This is a genomic window from Pinisolibacter aquiterrae (genome assembly GCF_019160155.1).
Lineage (GTDB): Bacteria > Pseudomonadota > Alphaproteobacteria > Rhizobiales > Ancalomicrobiaceae > Pinisolibacter > Pinisolibacter aquiterrae.
In genome coordinates this window covers 340,964-362,344 of sequence record NZ_JAFNIH010000019.1, presented here as the reverse complement: position 1 = coordinate 362,344, position 21,381 = coordinate 340,964, and the positions used below count along the sequence as shown (strand labels likewise).

Sequence of the window (21,381 nt, the reverse complement as noted above, 5' to 3'; positions counted from 1 at the left end):
CGAGAGCTTCGGCCGAGCGGTTCCGCCCTCGGACCGCGCCGTCCCAGGAGAGGGGTTCACCTCGCATGACCGCCATCACCGCCGCTTCGTCCGCCGTCTTCGACCACACCGCGAACGGAGGCGGCGACGGCCCCTTCGGCCGGCTGCCGGAATGGGATCTCGGCGATCTCTATCCGTCGATGACGGGGCCGGAGGTCAAGGCCGATCTCGAGCGGGGGCAGCGGCTCTGCGCCGACTTCCAGGCGCGCGCCGAGGGGCGGCTCGCCGGGATCGCGGCGGCCGGCGACGCGGCCGCGCTGGCGGGCCTGGTGAAGGACTACGAGGCGATCCAGGATCTGCTCGGCAAGGTCGCCTCCTTCGCCGGCCTCGTCTATTCCGGCGATACGACCGATCCGGAGCGGGCCAAGTTCTACGGCGACGTCCAGGACGGCATCACCAAGGCGACCACCCGGCTGCTCTTCTTCGAGCTGGAACTGAACCGGATCGACGATGCGGCGATCGACGCGCTGATCGCGAAGGATGCGACGCTCGCCCATTATCGGCCGTGGCTCGAGGACATCCGCAAGGAGAAGCCGCATCAACTCTCGCAGGAGATCGAGCAGCTCTTCCACGAGAAATACGTGACCGGCGCGGCGGCCTGGACGCGACTCTTCGACGAGACGGTGGCTGCCTTGCGCTTCCGGGTCGGCGACGAGGAGTTGACGCTCGAGCCGACGCTGGCCCGGCTCCAGGACGGCACCGAGGCCAAGCGGCGCGAGGCGGCGGAGGCGCTCGCCACCACCTTCAAGGCCAACCTGCGCACCTTCACGCTGATCACCAACACGCTCGCCAAGGACAAGGAGATCTCCGACACCTGGCACAAATTCTCGGATTTCGCGGACTCGCGCCATCTCGCCAACCGGGTCGAGCCGGAGGTGGTGGCGGCGCTGGTGGAGGCGGCGCGGGCGGCGTTCCCGCGTCTGTCGCATCGCTATTACGCGCTCAAGGCCAAGTGGCTCGGCAAGGAGAAGCTCGATCACTGGGACCGCAACGCCCCGCTCGCCTCGGCGCCGAGCCGGGTGATCGGCTGGGACGAGGCGCGCGACATCGTGCTCTCCGCCTATGGCCGCTTCTCGCCGGATCTGGCCACGCTCGGCAAGCGCTTCTTCGACAATCCCTGGATCGACGCCCCGACCCGGCCGGGCAAGGCGCCGGGCGCCTTCGCCCATCCGACCGTGCCCTCGGCGCACCCCTATCTGCTCCTCAACTACATGGGCAAGGTGCGTGACGTGATGACTCTCGCCCATGAGCTCGGGCACGGAGTGCATCAGGTGCTCGCCGGCCCGAACGGCGCGCTGATGGCGCCGACGCCGCTGACGCTCGCCGAGACCGCCTCGGTCTTCGGCGAGATGCTGACCTTCCGCGCACTGCTCGCCGACGCGAAGACCAAGGACGAGAAGCGGGCGATGCTGGCCTCGAAGATCGAGGACATGATCAACACGGTGGTGCGCCAGATCGCCTTCTACACGTTCGAGCGCAAGGTCCACGCCGCCCGGCGCGAGGGCGAACTCACCGCCGACGACATCTGCCGCTTCTGGATGGAGGTGCAGAGCGAGAGCCTCGGTCCGTCGATCCGGCTCGCCGAGGGTTACGAGACCTTCTGGGTCTACATCGGCCACTTCATCCATTCGCCGTTCTACGTCTATGCCTATGCCTTCGGCGACTGCCTGGTGAACTCGCTCTACGGCGCCTACGAGAAGAACCCGGCCGGCTTCCAGGAGAAGTACTTCGCGCTCCTCTCGGCCGGCGGCACCAAGCATCACAAGGAGCTGCTCGCCCCCTTCGGGCTCGATGCCACCGATCCGGGCTTCTGGTCGATCGGGCTCTCGGTGATCGAGGGGCTGATCGACGAGTTGGAGGCGATGGAAGGGTGAGGCGCGGCTCCGGCCGCTCGGATCGGGAGGCTGTTGTACGTTGCGTACAACGGCCTTTTTCGTTATACGTTTCGTACGACGCGGAGGCGGCCCATGAAGCTCGAAGTCAAGAAGATCGGCAATTCGACCGGGTTGATCCTGCCGAAGGAGCTGTTGGTCAAGCTCGGTTTGAAGCCGGGCGACGAGCTCCACGTGGTGCCGGACGCGGCCGGCGGGGTCCGGCTGACGCCCTATGATCCCGACTTCGAGCGCTCGATGGCGCTGGTCGACGAGATCATGGACGAGTACCGCGACACGCTGAAGGAACTGGCGAAATGATCGGCGAGCCCGGGTTCGGGTTCTCCGATCGGGCGCCGGAGCCGTGGGCGCCGATCTGGGTGAGCGTCGAGGAGGCGGTGGCGCTGCACGAGCGGCAGCTGGTGCGCTTCGGCGGTCCGGCGGGCCTGCGCGATCGCGGGGCGCTGGAATCGGCGCTGGGGCGGGCGCGCAACAAGTGGGACTACGAGGGCCCGGATCTCGCCATGCTGGCGGCGGCGCATGCCTTCGGCATCGCCCGCAACCATCCCTTCGTCGACGGCAACAAGCGCGCCGCCTTCGTCACCATGATGCTCTTCCTGCGCAAGAACGGCGTACGGTTCGCGCCGCCCCAGGCCGAGGCGACACGGATCATTCTCGACCTCGCCGCCGGGTCCGTGTCCGAGGAGAGCCTCGCCCGCTGGATCCGCGATCGCTGGCCGGTCTGAGGCGCGGCCTCTTTTCCGTCCCGGTCGGGCGCGCCATATGAGGGGGACGACTTCGCGCCCCCTCGAGGATTGCCCGGCATGGCCCAGGACGACGAACGCAACAGTCTGACCGGGCGGGTTCTGCGCCATGCGCGGATCGGCGTCGACGTCGGCACCGCCGCCGCGCGGATCGCCGGTGGTCGGCTCACCGGCGGGGCGGATCCGGCGCGCGAGGGCAAGCTCATCGCCGACGCGCTCGGCGGCCTCAAGGGGCCACTGATGAAGGTGGCGCAATTCCTCTCCACCATTCCCGACGCCATCCCGGCGGAATGGGCGGCCGAGTTGCAGCGGCTCCAGGCGCATGCGCCGCCGATGGGCTGGGCCTTCGTCAAGCGGCGGATGGTCGCCGAACTCGGAGCCGATTGGGCGAGCCGCTTCCAGAGTTTCGAGCACGAGCCGGCGCATGCCGCCTCGCTCGGGCAGGTGCATCGGGCGGTGGCGCCGGACGGGCGGCCCCTCGCCGTCAAACTGCAATATCCCGACATGGCCTCGGCGGTGGAAGCCGACCTTTCACAGCTCTCGGCGATCTTCGCGCTGATGCGCCGGCTCCGGCCGCAGATCGACACCCGCGAGATCGCCCAGGAGATCGGCGAGCGGATCCGCGAGGAACTCGACTACCGCCTCGAGCGGCGCCACATGCGGCTCTACGGGACGATCCACGAGGCGGATCCGGGGGTGCGCATTCCCGAGCCGGTCGATGCGCTCTCGACCGGGCGGCTCCTGTCGATGACCTGGCTCGAGGGGCGGCCGCTGCTCGCCTACAAGGGCGTCGCGCAGGAGGACCGCAATCGGATCTCGGAGGCGATGTTCCGGGCGTGGTGGCATCCGTTCTGCCGCTTCGGGGTGATCCACGGCGATCCCCACCTCGGCAATTACGCGGTCTTCGAGGAGGAGGGCCGGGCGGCGGGCATCAATCTGCTCGATTTCGGTTGCGTGCGGATCTTCCCGGCGAAATTCGTCGAGGCGGTGATCGAGCACTATCGCGGCCTCCTCCACGACGATCGCGAACGGGTGGTGGCGGCCTACGAGGCGTGGGGGTTCCGCAACCTCACCAAGGATCTGATCGACACGCTCGACATCTGGGCGCGCTTCGTCTACGGGCCGCTCCTCACCGACCGCGTCCGGCGGATCGCGGAGGGGGTGTCGCCGATCGAATTCGGACGCGCCCAGGCGATGGCGGTCTCCGAGGCGCTCAGGACGCACGGGCCGGTGACGCCGCCGCGCGAGTTCCTGTTCATGGATCGCGCGGCGCTCGGCCTCGGCGGTGTCTTCCTCCATCTCGACGCGGAGTTGAACTTCCACCGCCTGTTCGAGACGGCGATCGAAGGCTTCCAGCGGGAGGCTCTGCACGAGCGGCAATCTGCCGCGCTTCGCAGCTGCGAATTACTTCCTTCGATGCAGTGACAGCATCGTGCGGGCTGGCGAAAATACCAAGTGAAGCATGAGGAAAGGCGCGTGCGCGCGTCGTTCCGACGGAAGTGGGCGACATCGGCGTTGCATCCGGCGGAGACTACCGCTTTGATACTGGTTCGAAGGCTCCGAGACGAGAGCCGCCGAAGCCGTTTCAGGGAGGACGTCATGGCCGGACATCAGACGAACGACATCGCCGCGCACGAAGCCACCTATGCGTCGTTCCTGGCGCTCGCCAAATGGGGAACGGTGACGGTGGTCGTCGTCCTGTGCCTGATGGGCATCTTCCTGCTTCCGCATTGAATCGATCCGATTGCGTCCTCGCGCGCGGGGACGGCGGGTCGAAGAGGGGTTGCGACCGCACGGACCACGCCGATCACCTCGGAGTGGACGGGCGGTCGACGCGCCGGTCGTCGTCGTCATACATGGCGGGCGGCCCGGGGGAAGCAAAACGATACGCGACGTCGAAGGATCGTCGCGGCGGGGTTTGTGAAGTGCCCGCGCGCCCATTCGGGGGGAGCGTGGGGTCATTGTTGAGGAGAGGTCCATGAAGATCGCGGTTCCCGTCGAACGCTACCCGCAAGAGGGGCGTGTGGCGGCAACGCCGGAGACGGTCAAGAAATACAAGGCCATGGGGTTCGACGTGGTGGTCGAGAAGAACGCGGGGCTCGCCTCTCGCTTCATCGACGACGAGTATGTCGCGGCCGGGGCGACGCTGGCGCCGGACATGGCCTCGACCTTCGCCGACGCGGACGTGGTGCTGATGGTGCGCCGTCCGCTCGCCGAGGAGCGGTCGTTGATGAAGAAGGGCGCGACGGTCATCACCATGGCCGATCCGCATGCCCACAAGGACGACATCAAGGCGATGGCGGAAGCGGGGCTCACGACCTTCACGATGGAGTTCATGCCGCGCATCACCCGCGCGCAGGTCATGGACGTGCTCTCGTCGCAGGCCAACCTCGCCGGCTATCAGGCGGTGGTCGAGGCGACCTACGCCTATCATCGCGCCTTCCCGATGATGATGACGGCGGCCGGCACGGTGCCGGCGGCGCGCGTCTTCGTGATGGGCGCCGGTGTCGCCGGTCTCCAGGCGATCGCCACGGCGCGTCGTCTCGGCGCGGTGGTCACCGCCACCGACGTGCGCCCGGCCGCCAAGGAACAGGTCGCCTCGCTCGGCGCCAAGTTCATCGCGGTCGAGGACGACGAGTTCAAGGCGGCCGAGACAGCGGCGGGTTACGCCAAGCCGATGTCGGCGGAATATCAGGCGAAGCAGGCCAAGCTGGTCGCCGAGCACATCAAGAAGCAGGACGTGGTGATCACCACGGCGCTGATCCCGGGCCGTCAGGCGCCGCGTCTCGTCACCGCCGAGATGGTCGCCTCGATGAAGCCCGGTTCGGTGCTGGTCGATCTCGCGGTCGAGCACGGCGGCAACGTCGAGGGATCGGTTCCGGGCGAGGTGGTCGACACCGCCAACGGCGTGGCGATCGTCGGCTACGTCAACCTCGCCGCCAAGATCCCGGCCTCGGCCTCGGCGCTCTATTCCAAGAACCTCTTGGCCTTCTTCGAGACGCTGGTCGACAAGGAGACGAAGACGTTCGCGCCCAAATGGGACGACGACATCGTCAAGGCGACGCTGATCACCCGCGACGGCGCGATCGTTCATCCGGCGCTGCTCTCCTGAGGTTTCCTTTTCCCTAGGACATTCGATCCATGGCCAACATCTCTCCCGATCTGGCGCTCGAGAAGGCGACTGCCGCGGCCAAGGCCGCGCAGACCGCCGCCTCCGACGCCGCCGCGGCCGCTCAGGCCGCGCAATCCTACGTCGACCAGTTGGCGGAAGCGGCCGGCCACGCCGTCTCCGCCGCCACCAAGGGCGCGATCGATCCCTTCGTGTTCCGTCTGTCGATCTTCGTGATGGCGATCTTCGTCGGCTACTACGTGGTGTGGTCGGTGACGCCCGCGCTGCACACCCCGCTGATGGCGGTCACCAATGCCATCTCCTCGGTGATCGTGGTCGGCGCGCTGCTCGCCGTCGCGGTGCCGGCGATGGATTCCGGCTCGATCATGGCCAAGGTGTTCGGCTTCCTCGCCCTCGTCATGGCGAGCGTCAACATCTTCGGTGGGTTCCTGGTCACCAACCGGATGCTCGCCATGTACAAGAAGAAGGAGCGGTGATCATGAGTGCCGACATCACCGCCGTCCTCTATCTGGTATCCGGCGTTCTCTTCATTCTCTCCTTGCGTGGTCTCTCCAGCCCGGCGACGTCGCGGCAGGGCAATTTCTACGGCATGGTCGGCATGGCCGTCGCCATCGTGGTGACGCTGGTCGCGGCCAAGCCGTCGTTCGGCTCGGCCGTGCTGATCCTGGCGGGTCTGGCGATCGGCGGCGGCATCGGCGCGGTCATCGCGCGCAAGATCGCCATGACCGAGATGCCGCAGCTGGTCGCGGCCTTCCACAGCCTCGTCGGCCTCGCCGCCGTCTTCGTCGCCGCCGGCGCGCTCTATGCCCCGGAGGCCTTCGGCATCGGCTCGATCGGCGCGATCCACGGTCAGGCTCTCGTCGAGATGTCGCTCGGCGTGGCGATCGGCGCGATCACCTTCACCGGCTCGGTCATCGCCTTCGCCAAGCTCAACGGCAACATGTCGGGCAAGCCGATCATGCTGCCGATGCGCCACGGCATCAACATCGGCCTCGCCATCCTGCTGCTCGTCCTTATCGCGCTCCTGGTCAAGACCGAGAGCCACTTCCTGTTCTGGATGATCGTGTTCGTGTCGCTGGCGCTCGGCGGCCTGATCATCATCCCGATCGGCGGCGCCGACATGCCCGTCGTGGTGTCGATGCTCAACTCCTATTCGGGGTGGGCGGCGGCCGGCATCGGCTTCACGCTCGGCAACACGGCGCTGATCATCACCGGGGCGCTGGTCGGCTCCTCGGGCGCGATCCTCTCCTACATCATGTGCAAGGCGATGAACCGCTCGTTCATCTCGGTCATTCTCGGCGGCTTCGGCGGTGACGCCGCGGCAGCGGCGGGGCCGGCCGGGGTCAAGGAGAGCCGTCCGGTCAAGCACGGCTCGGCCGAGGATGCCGCCTTCATCATGAAGAACGCCCAGAAGGTCATCATCGTGCCCGGATACGGCATGGCGGTGGCGCAGGCGCAGCACGCGCTGCGCGAGATGGGCGACCTTCTGAAGGAAGAGGGCGTCGAGGTGAAATACGCCATCCATCCTGTGGCGGGCCGCATGCCGGGCCACATGAACGTGCTCCTGGCGGAAGCCAACGTGCCCTACGACGAGGTGTTCGAACTGGAGGACATCAACTCCGAATTCGGACAGGCGGACGTCGCCTATGTCATCGGCGCCAACGACGTCACCAATCCGGCCGCCAAGTCGGATCCGGCCTCGCCGATCTTCGGCATGCCGATCCTCGACGTCGAGAAGGCCAAGACCGTGCTGTTCATCAAGCGCGGCATGGGCTCGGGCTACGCCGGCGTGGAGAACGAGCTGTTCTTCCGCGACAACACGATGATGCTGTTCGGCGACGCCAAGAAGGTCACCGAAGAGGTGCTGAAGGCGATCCATTGATCGATGCCGGCCGGGAGGGTCCGTCCCTCCCGGCCGGCATCATGCTCGGGTCGTTCGAAACGAGAAAACCCCGCGCTTCGTCGGAAGCGCGGGGTTTCGTTTGGCATTGCGCGGTCGGTCTCGCGGCGGGTGCGGCGAGACCGGACCTCGGCTCACGGGCAGGCGACGCGATAGCGGCGGCCGTAGCGGTCGCGAGCGATGCAGTTCTTCGGCGTGGTGGCCGCGCCGATCACCGCGCCGCCCATGCCGCCGATCGCGGCGCCGGCGAGGGTGGCGCCCGGGCCGTGGCCGGTGGCCGCGCCGATCAGCGCGCCGGTGCCGGCACCGATGGCGGCGCCGCCGAGGGTGCGGTCGGTCTGCGAGGTGGTCGAGCAGGCGGCGAGCATCAGCGCGAGCGCGATCGGAGCTGCGATCTTGATCATTGGAAATCTCCCCCTTGATTCAGTCCGAGAGTGGATGACCGATGATACGACTTCGCGGTCTAATTGTGACGCGCGCGGCCCGTGTATTCACTATTTGCTTAATTCACCGAGGGTTGTGGCCGCCCGGCGCGGGCGGACACTGGCCGACGCGGACAGGTGGTTCGGCGAACACGTCGAACAGGTGGAGTCATGCGTCCGCAACCTGAATTTCAGGCGCGGACGCATCGTCTCGGAGCGTGGAGGAGGGGCGCGTCAGACGCGGCCGGAGAGCCGCTTCACGCATTCCTGGCCGAGTTGCGACTGGGGCACCAGGGAGACGCCGCGCTGGCAGGAGGCGAGGGCGTCCTTGCGATCGCCGAGCTGTTCCTCGACGACGCCGCGGTTGATCCAGGCCTCGCCGTATTGGAGATCGTTGTTGAGGGCGCCGTTGAAGTCGTCGAGGGCGCCGCGCAGATCGCCGCCGGAGGCCTTGAGCAGGCCGCGGGCGTTGAAGGGCTCGGGGGCGGTGGCGTCGCGCTCGATCGCGGCGGAATAGTCGGCGAGGGCGCCGGTGCGGTCGCCCATCGACTGTTTGGTCAGGGCGCGGTCGTGATAGGCGCCGGCATTGCGCGGGTCGACCTGGATCGCCTGGGTGAAGTCGGCGATGGCGCGTTCGCGCTGGCCCATGTGGCGGTAGACGTTGCCGCGTCCGAGCAGGGCGGCGGAATAGTCCGGCTTGATCTCGAGCGCGCGATCATAGGCGGCGACCGCCGGCTGCAGCTGGCCGATCTGGCGCAGCACCAGGCCCTTGTTGGCCCAGGCGCGATAGAAGCTCGGGTCGATCTTCAGGGCGGCGTCGAAATCGGCCATGGCGGCGCGGCTGTCGCCGCCGCGCGCATAGGCGGTGCCGCGCAGGTTGTAGGCATTGGCGTCGTTGGGATTGGCGCGAATCACCTCGGTCAGCGAGGAGATGTTGGCGGCCGAGCCGGCGCCGGCGTCCTGGGAGCGGACCAGCGCGGAGCCGCCGCTGGCCGAATAGCCGCCGTCCGAGCCGGTGCAGCCGGCGAGGGCGAGAAGCGAGGTGCCGGCGAGGGCGAGGGCGAGGCGGCGAAGCGGCGACATGCGAGCGTCTCCCGGGGGGGCGGAGTCGAGGCGGGCGAGTGTCGAGACGGACGAGGATCGACACGGGGTCGAATCGATCCGGTCGGGGCACGCTCGAGCCGGAGCGATCGTAGTCGAAACGCAAAGAACCGTCACGCGGCATCCCGCGTCACGGTTCGAAGGGGTCGCGAACGACACGGTTCGAGGGGGTCGTCCGACGCCGTCCGAGGAGGCTCGTGAACGACCGGCCGCAGGCGCGGGATCAGCGCTTGACGACGGGCTTGCCGGGCAGCAGGCCTTCGCGCTGGGCGCGCTTGCGGGCCAGCTTGCGGGCGCGGCGGACCGCCTCGGCCTTCTCGCGCGCCTTCTTTTCGGAAGGCTTCTCGTAGTGGCCGCGGAGCTTCATCTCGCGGAAGATACCCTCGCGCTGCATCTTCTTCTTGAGCGCCTTGAGAGCCTGGTCGACGTTGTTGTCGCGAACGAGAACCTGCACGCGTTCGATCCCATCTTGATCAGTCGTTGATGTCACCGCGACGAACCGGAAACGACGATCCTCGGTCGGGGTAACCGGCCGGAGGCGACGACGTCTTCGGAAGGGCACGGGCGGGTGGCGTCTGAAGACGACACTCGCGAAGTCGCGGACGGATAGCAGAATCGATCCGCGATGTCCACACTCGAAAACGCCGGAAAGCGGGGGAAAACGCCCCGTTCCGAGCGCTCGGGGCGGTGCCGGCGCGCCCTTCGGAGCGGGTCGGAACGCGCCTCGAAATCAGCCCGCCCGGGGGCGTCCCGACGTCGCGTCAGCGGCGGTCGGCGCGCGGGCGGATCCGGTTGACGTGGCCCATCTTGCGGCCCGGCCGGATCTCGGTCTTACCGTAGAGATGAAGGCTCGCGCCGGCCTCGGCGAGGAAGCGTTCGGGATCGCGGGCCTCGTCGCCGATCAGGTTCTCCATCTCGACGTCGGAATGGCGGCGCGGGTCGGCGAGCGGCAGGCCGGCGACGGCGCGCATGTGCGCCTCGAACTGGGAGACGAGGCAGGCGCTCTCGGTCCAGTGGCCGGAATTGTGGACACGTGGGGCGATCTCGTTGGCGATCAGGCGTTCACCCTCGAGGGTCTCGAGCAGGAACAGCTCGATCGCCACCACACCGACGTGTCCGAGCGCGTCGGCGACGCGAGCGCCGATCGCCATGGCGGCGTCGCGGGTTTCGGGGCGCAGATCGGCGGGCACCCGGGAGAACTTCAGGATGTGGCGGCTGTGCTCGTTCTCCGGGACGTCGAAGGTGATCGAGGCGCCGTCGACGCCGCGCGCGGTGAGCACCGAGATCTCGCGGCGGAACGGCACCCAGCCCTCCAGGATCGAGGGCGCGCCCTTCATCGCCTCGAAGGCGTGCTCGAGATCGTCGGGGTCGCTGATCTTCACCTGACCCTTGCCGTCGTAGCCGAAGCGGCGGGTCTTGAGGACGGCGGGAAAGCCGATCTCGGCGATGGCGGCATGGAGGTGGTCGAGCGTGTCGACGGCGCGGAACGGGGCGGTGGGAATGCCCAGTTCGGCGAGGAACGTCTTCTCCGACAGGCGATCCTGCGACACCGCCAGCGAGCGGGTGCCGGGACGTACCGGCACGCGGGCGTCGAGGAAGGCGGCGGTGGCGGCCGGGACGTTCTCGAATTCGTAGGTGACGACGTCGACGGTCTCGGCGAAGGCGGCCAGCGCCGCCTCGTCGTCATAGGCGGCGATCACCCGGCCGGCGGCGACGTCGAAGGCGGGGCTGTCGACGTCGGGGCAGTAGACGACGCTCTTGAGGCCGAGGCGAGCGCCGGCGAGGGCGAGCATGCGGCCGAGCTGACCACCGCCGAGGATGCCGACGGTGCGCACGGCCGAGGGAGAGGGGACGGGATCAGACATGGTCGACCGGCCGCTCGGCGACCGCCTCGGTCTGACGGCGCCGCCACGCCTCGAGCCGTTCGGCGAGGGCCTCGTCGCAGAGGGCGAGGACGGCGGTGGCGAGGAGCGCGGCATTGACGGCGCCGGCCTTGCCGATGGCGAGCGTGCCGACGGGGATGCCGGCCGGCATCTGGACGATCGAGAGGAGGCTGTCCTTGCCCTTCAGCGCCTTGCTCTCGACCGGCACGCCGAAGACCGGCAGGGCGGTCATCGAGGCGGTCATGCCGGGCAGGTGGGCGGCGCCGCCGGCGCCGGCGATGATCACCTGGAACCCGGCCGCCTTGGCGCCGTGGGCGAAGTCGTAGAGCCGTTCGGGCGTGCGATGCGCGGAGACGATGCGGGCGTCGTGGGCGACACCGAGCGAGTCGAGCGTCTCGGCGGCATGGCGCATGGTCTCCCAGTCGGACTGGCTGCCCATGATGATGGCGACCGGAGGCGAAGACGCGGTCATCGAGCTCTCTTTCTCGAGATCCAACAAGGGAGCGCGCGGTATAGGGGATGGTCGGCGCGCGTGCAAGCCGGACGGAGGTCGTGGGGGAGCGGCACGGCGAGGGCGTCCCGGGCTCAGGCGATGATGTCCGGGACCAGTCGGTCCTCGAGGCGATTGATGCGATCCTTGATCGCCAACTTCTTCTTCTTCAGACGCTGGATGGTGAGGTGATCGCCGCGGGCGCTTTCGATCAGGGCGGAGATCGCGAAATCGAGATCGCGGTGCTCCTGACGCAGATGGATGAGCTCACCCCGAATGTCGTTCTCTTCGTCTTCCATCATGGGCTGCGACCGATTTCGTTCTGGCGCCCCCGCGACGACGGAGACGTCGAGGGAGCCGAGGATCCGGGCGGCGGGGCACGGGACCTCGCCGGGGGACAGAATAGATCATCGCGAGGAAAAAGGGGACTCGTCCCCGTCGTTCCGGTCGAGGGGACGCCGACGAGGAAATGGAATCAACTTTCGTTGAATGTGCGGCGCAGCATTGAGAAAACGTCGATCACGCCTCGATTTGCCGGCTTCGCGAATCGGCGCGCGACCGTTGCGCGGATCTGGTTTTGTGACATGCTGATGAAGTGAGGTCCCAACAAGGGAGGCATGCGAAATGTCCATCGAATCGCATCTTGCGGAACTCGAACGTCGACACGCTGCTCTGGAAACCAAGATCAAGGAGGCCACCACTCACCCCAGCAGCGACTCGCTCGAAATCGCCGAGATGAAGCGCCGCAAGCTGCAGCTGAAGGACGAGATCAATCGCCTCCGGGGCGACGCCACGCTGCACTGAAGTCTCCGCCCACGAGACACCCCTGATCCGGCGCCGCGGCCCACGACCGCGGCGTCTTCGTTTTCGGGACCTCTCGTTTCGGTGGGGTCGCCCGGGCGGAACGGCCCGGGGTCAACCGGCGAGGAGGGCGCCGGCGCCGTCCCAGGTCAGTTTGACCGAGACCACCGCGAGCGCCGTCATCACCAGACGGAAGAACAGGACCTCGGGCAGCCGGCGGGTCAGATGGACGCCGATCCAAGTGGCGGCGATCGCCGGGGGAAACAGCACCAACATGGTCTTCAGATTGGCGAGCGAGAGCTGGCCGAGCGCCCAGTAGGGGATCAGCTTCACCGCGTTGACGATGGTGAAGAAGATGGTCGAAGTGCCGGCATAGACCATCTTGGGCAGGCGCTGCGGCAGGGCGTACATCTGATAGGGCGGGGCGCCGGAATGGGAGACGAAGCTGGTGAAGCCGGTGATCGCGCCCCAGAACAGGCCGCGCGGCACGTCGGCGGGGCGGGCTGGGCGCGCGTGGCCGGCGGTGCGGATGCGATCGGCGACGAAGGCGAGGCCGATCAGGCCGACCAGCAGCGTGACCGCGTCCTCGGAGACGTGGGCGGCCGTGAGCCAGCCGAGGCCGATGCCGACGACGGCGCCGGGGACCAGGATCGCCAGATTGCGGCCGGAGAATTCCTTGCGATAGGCCCACAGGCCGAACCAGTCGGAGACGACGAAGATCGGCAGGAGCAGGCCGGCCGCTTGGACCGGGGAGACGACGAGCGCGAGGATCGGCACGCCGAGCATGCCGACGATCGGCAGGCCGCCCTTGGAGAGGCCGACCAGCATCGCGGCGGGCAGGGCGGCGAGATAGAAGGCGACGTCGGCGCCGATCATGGGACTTCCTTCGGGAGCATGCTGCGAAAGTCCGAGACTTCTATCGGGTCGCGGTGGGGAACGACAGGGGAGAGCGCGAGGCTCCGCCCTATCGCGAAGTGAGCGTCTCGGCCGCGAAATTTCGAATTTGATCCACCGCAAGGCGTCGCGGCGGGGAGGGCGTAGTCGAACGTAGCATTGCGAGCCCGGCGGCTCGATGTGAAAGCGAACGTGTGCCGAAATCCACGCCCCGAACGGCGGGATCCGGAGCGGAGGAGACCCCATGACGAGCCGTTACGCCGAAGTCTACCAGAGTTGGAAATCCGATCCGGAGGCTTTCTGGGCGGAGGCCGCAAAGGGGATCGATTGGGTCGAGCCTTGGGAGAAGGTCTTCGATCCGACGTCGGGTCCCTATGGCCGCTGGTTCGCCGGCGCGAAGATGAACACGTGCTTCAACGCCGTCGATCGCCACGTGGCGAACGGACGGGCGGATCAGGTGGCGATCATCTACGACAGCCCGGTCACCGGCGTGAAGGCGAAGATCACCTATGCCGAGCTGAAGACCCGGGTGCAGGCGACCGCCGCGGCGCTCGCCGACGCCGGCGTGGTCGCGGGCGACCGCGTCATCGTCTACATGCCGATGATCCCGGAAGCGATCGTCGCCATGCTCGCGGTCGCGCGTCTCGGCGCGATCCATTCGGTGGTGTTCGGCGGCTTCGCGCCGCGCGAGCTCTCCACCCGCATCGACGACGCCAAGCCGAAGGCGATCATCACCGCCTCCTGCGGCATCGAGGGCAAGAAGGTCATCGCCTACAAGCCGTTGCTCGACGAGGCGATCGGGCTCTCGACCCACAAGCCGGACGCGGTGTTCATCACCCAGCGGCCGCAGGTGCCGGCGGATCTCTTCCCCGGCCGCGACCACGATCTCGGCGCGCTGGTCGAGGCGAACAAGGACCGCGACGTGCCGTGCGTGCCGGTTCTGGCGACGGACCCGCTCTATATTCTCTATACGTCCGGCACCACCGGCTCGCCGAAGGGCGTGGTGCGCGACAACGGCGGCCATGCCGTCGCCCTCCACTGGACGATGAAGAATCACTACGGCATCGAGCCGGGCGAGGTGTTCTGGGCGGCCTCCGACGTCGGTTGGGTCGTCGGCCATTCCTACATCTGCTACGCGACGCTGCTCTACGGCGCGACCACGATCGTGTTCGAGGGCAAGCCGGTCGGCACGCCCGACCCCGGCACGTTCTGGCGGATCATCGAGGAGTACAAGGTCTCCGGCTTCTTCACCGCGCCGACCGCGCTGCGCGCGATCAAGAAGGAAGACCCCGAGGGCGAGTACCTGAAGAAGTACGACATCTCGTCGCTGCGCACCCTGTTCCTGGCCGGCGAGCGCGCCGATCCGGACACGGTGCAGTGGGCCGAGACCCACGTCGGCGTGCCGGTGATCGATCACTGGTGGCAGACCGAGACGGGTTGGGCGATCGCCGGCAATCCGGTCGGGCTCGGGCTCCTGCCGGTCAAGCACGGTTCGCCGACGGTGCCGATGCCGGGCTACGACGTGCAGATCGTCGACGACGGGCTGCATCCGATGAAGCCGGGCGAGATGGGCTCGATCGTCATCAAGCTGCCGCTGCCGCCGTCGTGCCTGCCGACGCTGTGGAACGCCGATCAGCGCTTCATCGACAGCTACCTCGTCGACTTCCCCGGCTACTACAAGACCGGCGACGCGGGCTACATGGACGCCGACGGCTACCTCTTCATCATGGCGCGCACCGACGACATCATCAACGTCGCCGGCCATCGTCTGTCGACCGGCGGCATGGAGGAGGTTCTGGCCTCGCACCCGGACGTCGCCGAATGCGCCGTCATCGGCGTGCACGACGAGATGAAGGGCCAGATGCCCTGCGGATTCGTGGTGCTGAAGGCCGGCGTCACCAAGGACGCGGAGACGCTCGAGAAGGAGCTGGTGGCGCTGGTGCGCGCCAAGATCGGCGCCGTCGCCGCCTTCAAGGTGGCGATCACCGTCGACCGCCTGCCCAAGACCCGCTCCGGCAAGATCCTGCGCGGCACCATGCAGAAGATCGCCGACCAGCAGGAATGGAACATGCCGGCGACGATCGACGATCCGGCGGTGCTGGAAGAGATCGAGGCGGCGATCCGCGATCGCGGCATCGGCGTCTGAGAAATACCGAGGGGCGTCACAGGCGCCCCTCGTCCACCAAGTCTCTGGGAGGAGACCGAAGGGGTTCGGCCGCGAAGCGGTCGGGCCCCTTCACCGTTTCGGGGTGGAGCGATGTCGAAGCCGGCCTCGTGTGTCCGTCCGGGCACGGCGGTGGGCGCGGGCGCGGCGCCGGCCGAGGGTCGGGTGATCAGCACAAGTGACTGTGATCGTTCGATGAATTCGAGCGCACCGGCGCGCGGTGCCGGCACGGCGGGCCGGTTGCTCGTCGCCGGGAAACGTATCTGGTTCGTTGTGTCCAGGTTTCCGGATCTCTATAGGTTCCGGGAACCGAGGCCGAGACGATCGTGCCTCTCCTTGCCTTGCCGATGGACCCTGCGAATGACCGCGATCGAAGCCAGTACCCCGAGGGGATCCGGGTATCGTCCCGATATCGACGGTCTGCGAGCGGTCTCGGTCACGGCGGTGCTGTTGCACCATCTCGGCGCGAGCTGGATGCCGGGCGGCTTCATCGGCGTCGACGTGTTCTTCGTGATCTCGGGCTTTCTGATCACCGGGATCATCGCGCGGGAGAGCGACGAGGGGCGCTTCTCCTATCTCACCTTCTACGAGCGGCGCATCCGGCGCATCTATCCGGCGCTGCTCCTGGTGCTGATCGTCACGGCGGCGCTGGCGTGGCTGTTGTTCGTGCCGCTGGAGTTGCGCTATTTCGGTCGCTCGCTGTCGTGGACGCCGCTCTTCGCCTCGAATTTCGTCTTCATGGGGCAGACCGGCTATTTCGATCCGGACGGGGCGACCAAGCCGCTGTTGCACACCTGGTCGCTCGGCGTCGAGGAACAGTATTACATCGTCTTTCCGCTGCTGCTGCTCGGCGCCGCGCGCTTTTCGATCGACCGGGTGAAGCTGGTCGGCGGGCTCGTCGTCCTCTCCTTCCTCGCCAGCGTGGTGAGCGGCGTCCTCGGCTATGCGGACGCCTATTTCCTGTTGCCGATGCGTCTCTGGGAACTCGGCGCGGGCGCGCTGTTGGCGCTGCGGCCGCTCGACGGCGCCTCGGAGCGTGTGCGCTCGGGGCTCGGCGTGGTCGGGCTCGGGCTGATCGTCCTGTCGCTCTTCCGGATCGACGATTCCATGGCGTTTCCGGGATGGGTGGCGGCCGGCCCGGTGATCGGCGCGACGCTGGTGCTCGCCTCGGGCGTCGGTCCGGCGGCGCGGCTCCTCGCCACGGCGCCCTTCACCTTCATCGGCCGGATCTCCTATCCGATGTATCTGTGGCACTGGCCGCTGATCGTCTTCACCCAGGTCTATTTCTTCCACCCGGTGACGCCGGTCGAGGGCGCCGTGATCGCGGTGGCGACGGTGCTGCTGTCGTGGGGCACGCTGGTGTGGCTCGAGACGCCGATCCGCTCGCGCGGCGTGCTGGCGCGGCGCAGCCGCCTCTTCGCGACGGCGGGCGTCGTCTCGCTGGCGGTGGTCGCCGCCGGCATCGTCACCTTCAACACCAAGAACCTCGGCCGGTGGACGACGCCGGCGCAGGCGGCGATCGCCGCCGTGCAGCAGGAGGGCGTGGCGATCGGCGAGCTCTGTCCGGGCGTCGACGAGGGCATCGCCGGGGAACGCGCGCCTTGCGTGATCGGGGCGACCGGGGATCCCGCGAAACCGATCAGCTTCGCGATCCTGGGCGATTCCCATTCGCGCGCCACCGCCGGAGCGATCGCCGACGTCGCGCGGGAGGCCGGACGCAAGGGGCTCTATCTCGGCAAGGGCGGGTGTCCGCCGCTCGTCGGCATCGATCAGACGGTCGGCAACGATCTGCGCTGCGCGGCGCATGTGAAGGCGGCGCTCGCCGAGATCGCGGCGCAGCCGGACATCACCGACGTGATCATCGTGGCGCGCTGGGCCTGGACCGTCACGGGACACGACTACGGCCGCTCGCCGGCCCGGCTCCACGCCATCCGCTCGAACGGGCGCACGCTCGGCGAGGCGGAGCGCTGGGCGGTGCTCGAGACCTCGCTCGAGGCGACGCTCGACGCGCTCGCCGGCCGGCGGGTGCATCTGATGGCCTCGACGCCGGAGGTCAAATTCGACGTGCCCAACGTCGTCGCCAATGCGATGCGGCTCGGCCGGCCGGTCCCGCTCGGGCCGACGCGGGCCGAACACACGGCGCGGCAGACGACCTCGCGGGCGCTGCTCGAACAGGCGGTGAAGGGGCGGACCTGGGTCGAGTCGGTCGACCCGGCCGATACGTTCTGTGACGCGGAGCGTTGCACGGTGCTGACGCCGGAGGGGCCGCTCTACATGGATTCCGACCATGTGTCGCGGCTCGGCGCGAAGCGGCTCGCGCCGCTCTTCGCGGCGATGCTGGCCCGGCCGACGGCGGCGCCGTCGCCGGAGACGTCGTCGACGGGGGTGGGCGTCACTTCCCGGCCGTGAGATCGAGCCGGCGGATCACCTTCATGGTGGTGATGTCGACGATCAGGATCGCGGCGCCCTTCGGGCTCTCGAGCGTCACCGTCATACGGTCGCCGTCGAGGCGGGTCGCGGTGACGCGGGCGCCCTCCGGCAGCGGCAGTTCGGCGATGATCGGGTGATCGAAGGTCACGGCGGGCTTCACATCGACGCGGGTGACGCGATAGAAGATCGCGGCGAAGACCGCCACGAACCCGATGACCATCACGGCGGTGGAGCCCAGGAGCAGTCTCTTCAACTTGGCCTGAAGGCGGAGTTGGGCGGCGTCGAGGGGCTTTTCGTCGTCTTCGAAATTGGGATTGGTCATCGGGGAGCGAGATCTCGGCAATGGTGAGAGAGACGAAGCGGGAGCGGATGGCGCGGATCGCCGCGGCCTACGAGGCCGACGCCGCCGGCCTGCCCGAGGTGGATGCCGCGATGCCCGCCGACGATCTCGACGAGACCGAGGACGAGAGCGCGGCGTCCGCGCCGACGGCCGGACCGATCGACATCGAAATCGAGGCGGAAGCCTCGGCCGAACGGCTCGACGCGGCGCTGGCGCGACGCATCCCCTCGCTCTCCCGATCGCGGCTGAAGGCCTTGATCGGCGAGGGCCGGGTGACGCTCGACGGCACCTTGGTAACCGAGGCCTCGCGCAAGATCAACGCAGGCGGCCGGATCGTCGTCGATCTGCCGGCGCCGGCGGTGGCGAAGCCGGAGCCGGAGGACATTCCGCTCGACATCGTCCACGAGGACGACGACGTGGTGGTGCTGATGAAGCCGGCCGGGCTCGTCGTCCATCCCGGCGCCGGCAATGCCTCGGGAACGCTGGTCAACGCGCTCCTCCACCACTGCAAGGGCTCGCTCTCCGGCATCGGCGGGGTCGAGCGGCCGGGCATCGTCCATCGCCTCGACAAGGACACGTCCGGGCTGATGGTGGTCGCCAAGACCGACCGCGCGCACCAGAGCCTCGCCGCGCAATTCGCCGATCACGGCCGCACCGGGCCGCTCGAGCGCGCCTATCACGCGGTGGTCTGGGGCGTGCCGAAGTACATGGAAGGCACCATCACCACCCAGATCGGCCGCGATCCGCGCAATCGTCAGGCGATGGCGGCGGTGAAGTCGGGCGGGCGCGAGGCGATCACCCATTTCCGGGTGCTCGAGACCTTCGGGGCGCCGCGGCCCGGCGCCAAGATCCGCGAGGCGGAGGCCGGCCCGGTGGCGAGCCTCGTCGAGTGCTCGCTCGAGACCGGGCGCACCCATCAGATCCGCGTCCACATGGCCGAGATCGGCCATCCGCTCCTCGGCGACGATCTCTACGGCTCGGGCTTCCGCACCAAGCTCGACAAGCTCGAGCGGATCGCGCCGGAGGCGGCGGAGGCGCTGAAGGCGCTGAACCGGCAGGCGCTCCATGCCTTTCTGCTCGCCTTCGCCCATCCCTCGGGCCGGAAGAAGGTGATGCGCTTCGAGGCGGAGATGCCCGAGGACATGGAGCGTCTGGTCGAGGCGCTGCGCACTCTCGATTGAGTCTTTCGGCCGGCGCGACCTCGGGTCACGGGCTCCTCGAGCGGACGTGATGGCGAAGATGGTCGCATTTTCGCCGAGAGTTGCCGTATGATCTCACCCCGGCGTGCCCAGGAAGGGGCGCCGAAGGCCGGAACCCGCCGAAGGGTCGGGGGTTCCTCGGGGGATACGTCCCCCACAGAGATCGGAAAGGGCGCTGCTCCATGGCCCGTGCTTCACTTCCCGCGCTCGCCTCTCTCGAAGGCGGCCTGTCGCGGTATCTCGACGAAATCCGTCGCTTCCCGATGCTCCAGCCTCAGGAAGAATACATGCTCGCCAAGCGCTGGCGCGAGCACGAGGACCCGACCGCGGCGGAAAAACTCGTCACCTCCCACCTCCGTCTCGTCGCCAAGATCGCGATGGGCTATCGCGGCTATGGCCTGCCGATCTCGGAAGTGATCTCGGAGGGCAACGTCGGCCTGATGCAGGCGGTCAAGCGGTTCGAGCCCGAGAAGGGCTTCCGGCTCGCGACCTATGCGATGTGGTGGATCAAGGCGGCGATCCAGGAGTACATCCTGCGCTCGTGGAGCCTCGTGAAGATGGGCACCACCGCCAATCAGAAGCGCCTCTTCTTCAATCTGCGGCGGGTGAAGAGCCAGATTCACGCCCTCGACGAGGGCGATCTCCATCCCGATCAGGTCAAGACCATCGCCACCAAACTCGGCGTGACCGAGAACGACGTGATCTCGATGAACCGCCGTCTCGGCGGCGACGCCTCGCTCAACGCGCCGGTCCGCTCCGACGAGGAAGGCGCGGAGTGGCAGGACTGGCTGGTCGACCATGCCGACGACCAGGAGACCCAGCTCGCCGATCGCCAGGAGCTCGACGGGCGCAAGGCGCTGCTCGCCTCGGCGCTCGATGTGCTCAACGACCGTGAACGCCGCATCTTCGAGGCGCGACGCCTCGCCGAGGATCCGATCACGCTCGAGGATCTCTCGACCGAATTCGGCATCTCCCGCGAACGCGTCCGCCAGATCGAGGTCCGCGCCTTCGAGAAGGTGCAGGAGGCGGTCAAGAAGGGCGCGGCGAAGGCCCTCGCGCCGGCGTGACCGGGGCGCGCGGCGTTCGTCGCGCGCCGATGCGTTCAGCCGTGCTGCGGCGGCATGAGGAAGGGTTCGCCCGTCTCCACCAGGGTCTTGAGACGCGACAGGGCCTCGGGCCAGCCGCCGCCGACGGCGCGGCTGGTGGCGGTCTCGCCTTCGAAATCGTCGTGGGTCAGGACCAATTTGGTGGCCGTCGCGCCGATGGGGAGCAACTCCCAGGTCACGCGCGAGGGGGCGTCGGCGGCGACGTCGGGCGCCCAGCGGGCGGAGAAGGAATGAACCAGCCGGCGCGGCGGTTCCAGCTCCAGGATTTCGCCGACGATCATCGGTCGGTCGCCGACGAAGAAGGTGATGGCGCCGCCCGGCCGCCAATCGGTCTTCGAGGTCATGTCGAAATGCTGCCAGAGCGGCGTCCGGGCGTCGTCGGTCAGGACCGTCCAGATTTCCTCGGGCGCGGCGCGGACGAAGATCTCCCATACGTGTTTCGGACCGGGACGCGACATTGCGGCACCTCTTTCGAAGGTTTCGGCGAGATCGACCATGGTGCGAACGAAGGGGGCCGCGTAACGCGAGACCCATCGATCGACGATCCTCTGGATCGGCGCGGGGTTGAGATAGTGACGCTTCTCGCGCCCCGTCTTGAGGGACGTCACCAGCCCGGCCTCCTCGAGCAGGCGCAGGTGTTTCATCACCGCGAAGCGGGTGACCGCGTGGCGGCGCTCGAGTTCGCCGAGGGTCTGCCCGTCCTTCTCGCGAAGGGCGTCGAGCAGATCCCGGCGGATCGGGTGAGCGAGCGCGTCGAAGACGTCGTCCATGGGGAGACGATAGGTGACCATATGGTCACATGTCAAGCCGCCTCCGGTCGCGGATCGACGACGCGCGGGTGCGATCG

General features: G+C 68.1%; 22 protein-coding genes. 13 read left to right on the top strand and 9 right to left on the bottom strand.

The window, feature by feature from the left end; genetic code table 11:
* The first annotated feature begins 65 nt into the window (after nt 1–65).
* The 8 genes from J3S89_RS06020 (at nt 66) to J3S89_RS05985 (ending at nt 7,686) form a co-directional block, all read left to right on the top strand.
* Nucleotides 66–1,913: a M3 family oligoendopeptidase gene (locus J3S89_RS06020; RefSeq protein WP_217926561.1), complete on the top strand. Its 1,848-nt coding sequence runs from the start codon at nt 66–68 to the stop codon at nt 1,911–1,913.
* A gap of 93 nt (nt 1,914–2,006) precedes the next feature.
* Entirely contained in the window at nt 2,007–2,231 is a 225-nt protein-coding gene (locus J3S89_RS06015; RefSeq protein ID WP_217926560.1) for an AbrB/MazE/SpoVT family DNA-binding domain-containing protein, read from the top strand.
* Nucleotides 2,228–2,656, top strand: coding sequence for a type II toxin-antitoxin system death-on-curing family toxin (locus J3S89_RS06010; protein WP_217926559.1), 429 nt, complete (start codon nt 2,228–2,230; stop codon nt 2,654–2,656). The genes J3S89_RS06015 and J3S89_RS06010 overlap by 4 nt, the downstream gene beginning before the upstream one ends.
* Before the next feature lie 78 nt (nt 2,657–2,734).
* Nucleotides 2,735–4,099: an ABC1 kinase family protein gene (locus J3S89_RS06005; RefSeq protein ID WP_217926558.1), complete on the top strand. Its 1,365-nt coding sequence runs from the start codon at nt 2,735–2,737 to the stop codon at nt 4,097–4,099.
* A 174-nt stretch (nt 4,100–4,273) separates the two neighbouring features.
* Complete coding sequence (locus tag J3S89_RS06000; protein WP_217926557.1) at nt 4,274–4,408, top strand: aa3-type cytochrome c oxidase subunit IV; 135 nt, start codon at nt 4,274–4,276, stop codon at nt 4,406–4,408.
* Between the two features lie 244 nt (nt 4,409–4,652).
* Nucleotides 4,653–5,786 (top strand): Re/Si-specific NAD(P)(+) transhydrogenase subunit alpha, encoded by a 1,134-nt coding sequence (locus tag J3S89_RS05995; protein WP_217926556.1) that lies wholly within the window; start codon nt 4,653–4,655, stop codon nt 5,784–5,786.
* A gap of 29 nt (nt 5,787–5,815) precedes the next feature.
* Complete coding sequence (locus tag J3S89_RS05990; protein WP_217926555.1) at nt 5,816–6,280, top strand: proton-translocating transhydrogenase family protein; 465 nt, start codon at nt 5,816–5,818, stop codon at nt 6,278–6,280.
* 2 nt (nt 6,281–6,282) lie between these two features.
* Nucleotides 6,283–7,686, top strand: a complete 1,404-nt coding sequence (locus J3S89_RS05985) for an NAD(P)(+) transhydrogenase (Re/Si-specific) subunit beta (protein ID WP_217926554.1) — start codon at nt 6,283–6,285, stop codon at nt 7,684–7,686.
* A 152-nt stretch (nt 7,687–7,838) separates the two neighbouring features.
* On the opposite strand, the gene J3S89_RS05980 is transcribed toward J3S89_RS05985, so the two are convergent.
* The 6 genes from J3S89_RS05980 to J3S89_RS05955 all read right to left on the bottom strand — a co-directional run bounded on the left by J3S89_RS05980 (nt 7,839) and on the right by J3S89_RS05955 (nt 11,902).
* Complete coding sequence (locus J3S89_RS05980; RefSeq protein ID WP_217926553.1) at nt 7,839–8,108, bottom strand: bacteriocin; 270 nt, start codon at nt 8,106–8,108, stop codon at nt 7,839–7,841.
* Between the two features lie 252 nt (nt 8,109–8,360).
* Nucleotides 8,361–9,209, bottom strand: a complete 849-nt coding sequence (locus tag J3S89_RS05975; RefSeq protein WP_217926552.1) for a tetratricopeptide repeat protein — start codon at nt 9,207–9,209, stop codon at nt 8,361–8,363.
* 241 nt (nt 9,210–9,450) lie between these two features.
* Nucleotides 9,451–9,681 (bottom strand): 30S ribosomal protein S21, encoded by a 231-nt coding sequence (gene rpsU / locus J3S89_RS05970; protein WP_217926551.1) that lies wholly within the window; start codon nt 9,679–9,681, stop codon nt 9,451–9,453.
* Nucleotides 9,682–9,988: 307 nt separating this feature from the next.
* Nucleotides 9,989–11,092 (bottom strand): 5-(carboxyamino)imidazole ribonucleotide synthase, encoded by a 1,104-nt coding sequence (locus J3S89_RS05965; RefSeq protein ID WP_217926550.1) that lies wholly within the window; start codon nt 11,090–11,092, stop codon nt 9,989–9,991.
* Nucleotides 11,085–11,582 carry a 5-(carboxyamino)imidazole ribonucleotide mutase gene (gene purE, locus J3S89_RS05960; protein WP_217926549.1) on the bottom strand — a complete coding sequence of 166 codons (498 nt, stop codon included), beginning with the start codon at nt 11,580–11,582 and terminating at the stop codon, nt 11,085–11,087. The genes J3S89_RS05965 and purE overlap by 8 nt, the downstream gene beginning before the upstream one ends.
* A gap of 113 nt (nt 11,583–11,695) precedes the next feature.
* On the bottom strand, nt 11,696–11,902 hold the full coding sequence (locus tag J3S89_RS05955; protein WP_217926548.1) for a YdcH family protein: 207 nt from the start codon (nt 11,900–11,902) through the stop codon (nt 11,696–11,698).
* Nucleotides 11,903–12,224: 322 nt separating this feature from the next.
* On the opposite strand from J3S89_RS05955, the gene J3S89_RS05950 reads away from it, so the two are divergent.
* Entirely contained in the window at nt 12,225–12,404 is a 180-nt protein-coding gene (locus tag J3S89_RS05950; RefSeq protein ID WP_217926547.1) for a YdcH family protein, read from the top strand.
* A gap of 111 nt (nt 12,405–12,515) precedes the next feature.
* On the opposite strand, the gene J3S89_RS05945 is transcribed toward J3S89_RS05950, so the two are convergent.
* On the bottom strand, nt 12,516–13,277 hold the full coding sequence (locus tag J3S89_RS05945; protein ID WP_217926546.1) for a sulfite exporter TauE/SafE family protein: 762 nt from the start codon (nt 13,275–13,277) through the stop codon (nt 12,516–12,518).
* Between the two features lie 262 nt (nt 13,278–13,539).
* On the opposite strand from J3S89_RS05945, the gene J3S89_RS05940 reads away from it, so the two are divergent.
* Entirely contained in the window at nt 13,540–15,441 is a 1,902-nt protein-coding gene (locus J3S89_RS05940; protein ID WP_217926545.1) for a propionyl-CoA synthetase, read from the top strand.
* 378 nt (nt 15,442–15,819) lie between these two features.
* Nucleotides 15,820–17,868, top strand: a complete 2,049-nt coding sequence (locus J3S89_RS05935) for an acyltransferase family protein (RefSeq protein ID WP_217926544.1) — start codon at nt 15,820–15,822, stop codon at nt 17,866–17,868.
* On the opposite strand, the gene J3S89_RS05930 is transcribed toward J3S89_RS05935, so the two are convergent.
* A complete protein-coding gene (locus J3S89_RS05930; RefSeq protein WP_217926543.1) occupies nt 17,852–18,211 on the bottom strand; it encodes a DUF6476 family protein in 360 nt (119 codons plus the stop codon). The genes J3S89_RS05935 and J3S89_RS05930 overlap by 17 nt on opposite strands.
* Before the next feature lie 110 nt (nt 18,212–18,321).
* Between J3S89_RS05930 and J3S89_RS05925 the strand changes: the two genes are divergently transcribed.
* Together J3S89_RS05925 and rpoH are read left to right on the top strand one after the other, a co-directional pair.
* A complete protein-coding gene (locus tag J3S89_RS05925; protein ID WP_217926838.1) occupies nt 18,322–19,410 on the top strand; it encodes an RluA family pseudouridine synthase in 1,089 nt (362 codons plus the stop codon).
* Between the two features lie 200 nt (nt 19,411–19,610).
* Complete coding sequence (gene rpoH / locus J3S89_RS05920) at nt 19,611–20,495, top strand: RNA polymerase sigma factor RpoH (RefSeq protein WP_217926542.1); 885 nt, start codon at nt 19,611–19,613, stop codon at nt 20,493–20,495.
* 35 nt (nt 20,496–20,530) lie between these two features.
* On the opposite strand, the gene J3S89_RS05915 is transcribed toward rpoH, so the two are convergent.
* Complete coding sequence (locus J3S89_RS05915; RefSeq protein WP_238483832.1) at nt 20,531–21,325, bottom strand: ArsR/SmtB family transcription factor; 795 nt, start codon at nt 21,323–21,325, stop codon at nt 20,531–20,533.
* Between the last annotated feature and the right edge of the window lie 56 nt (nt 21,326–21,381).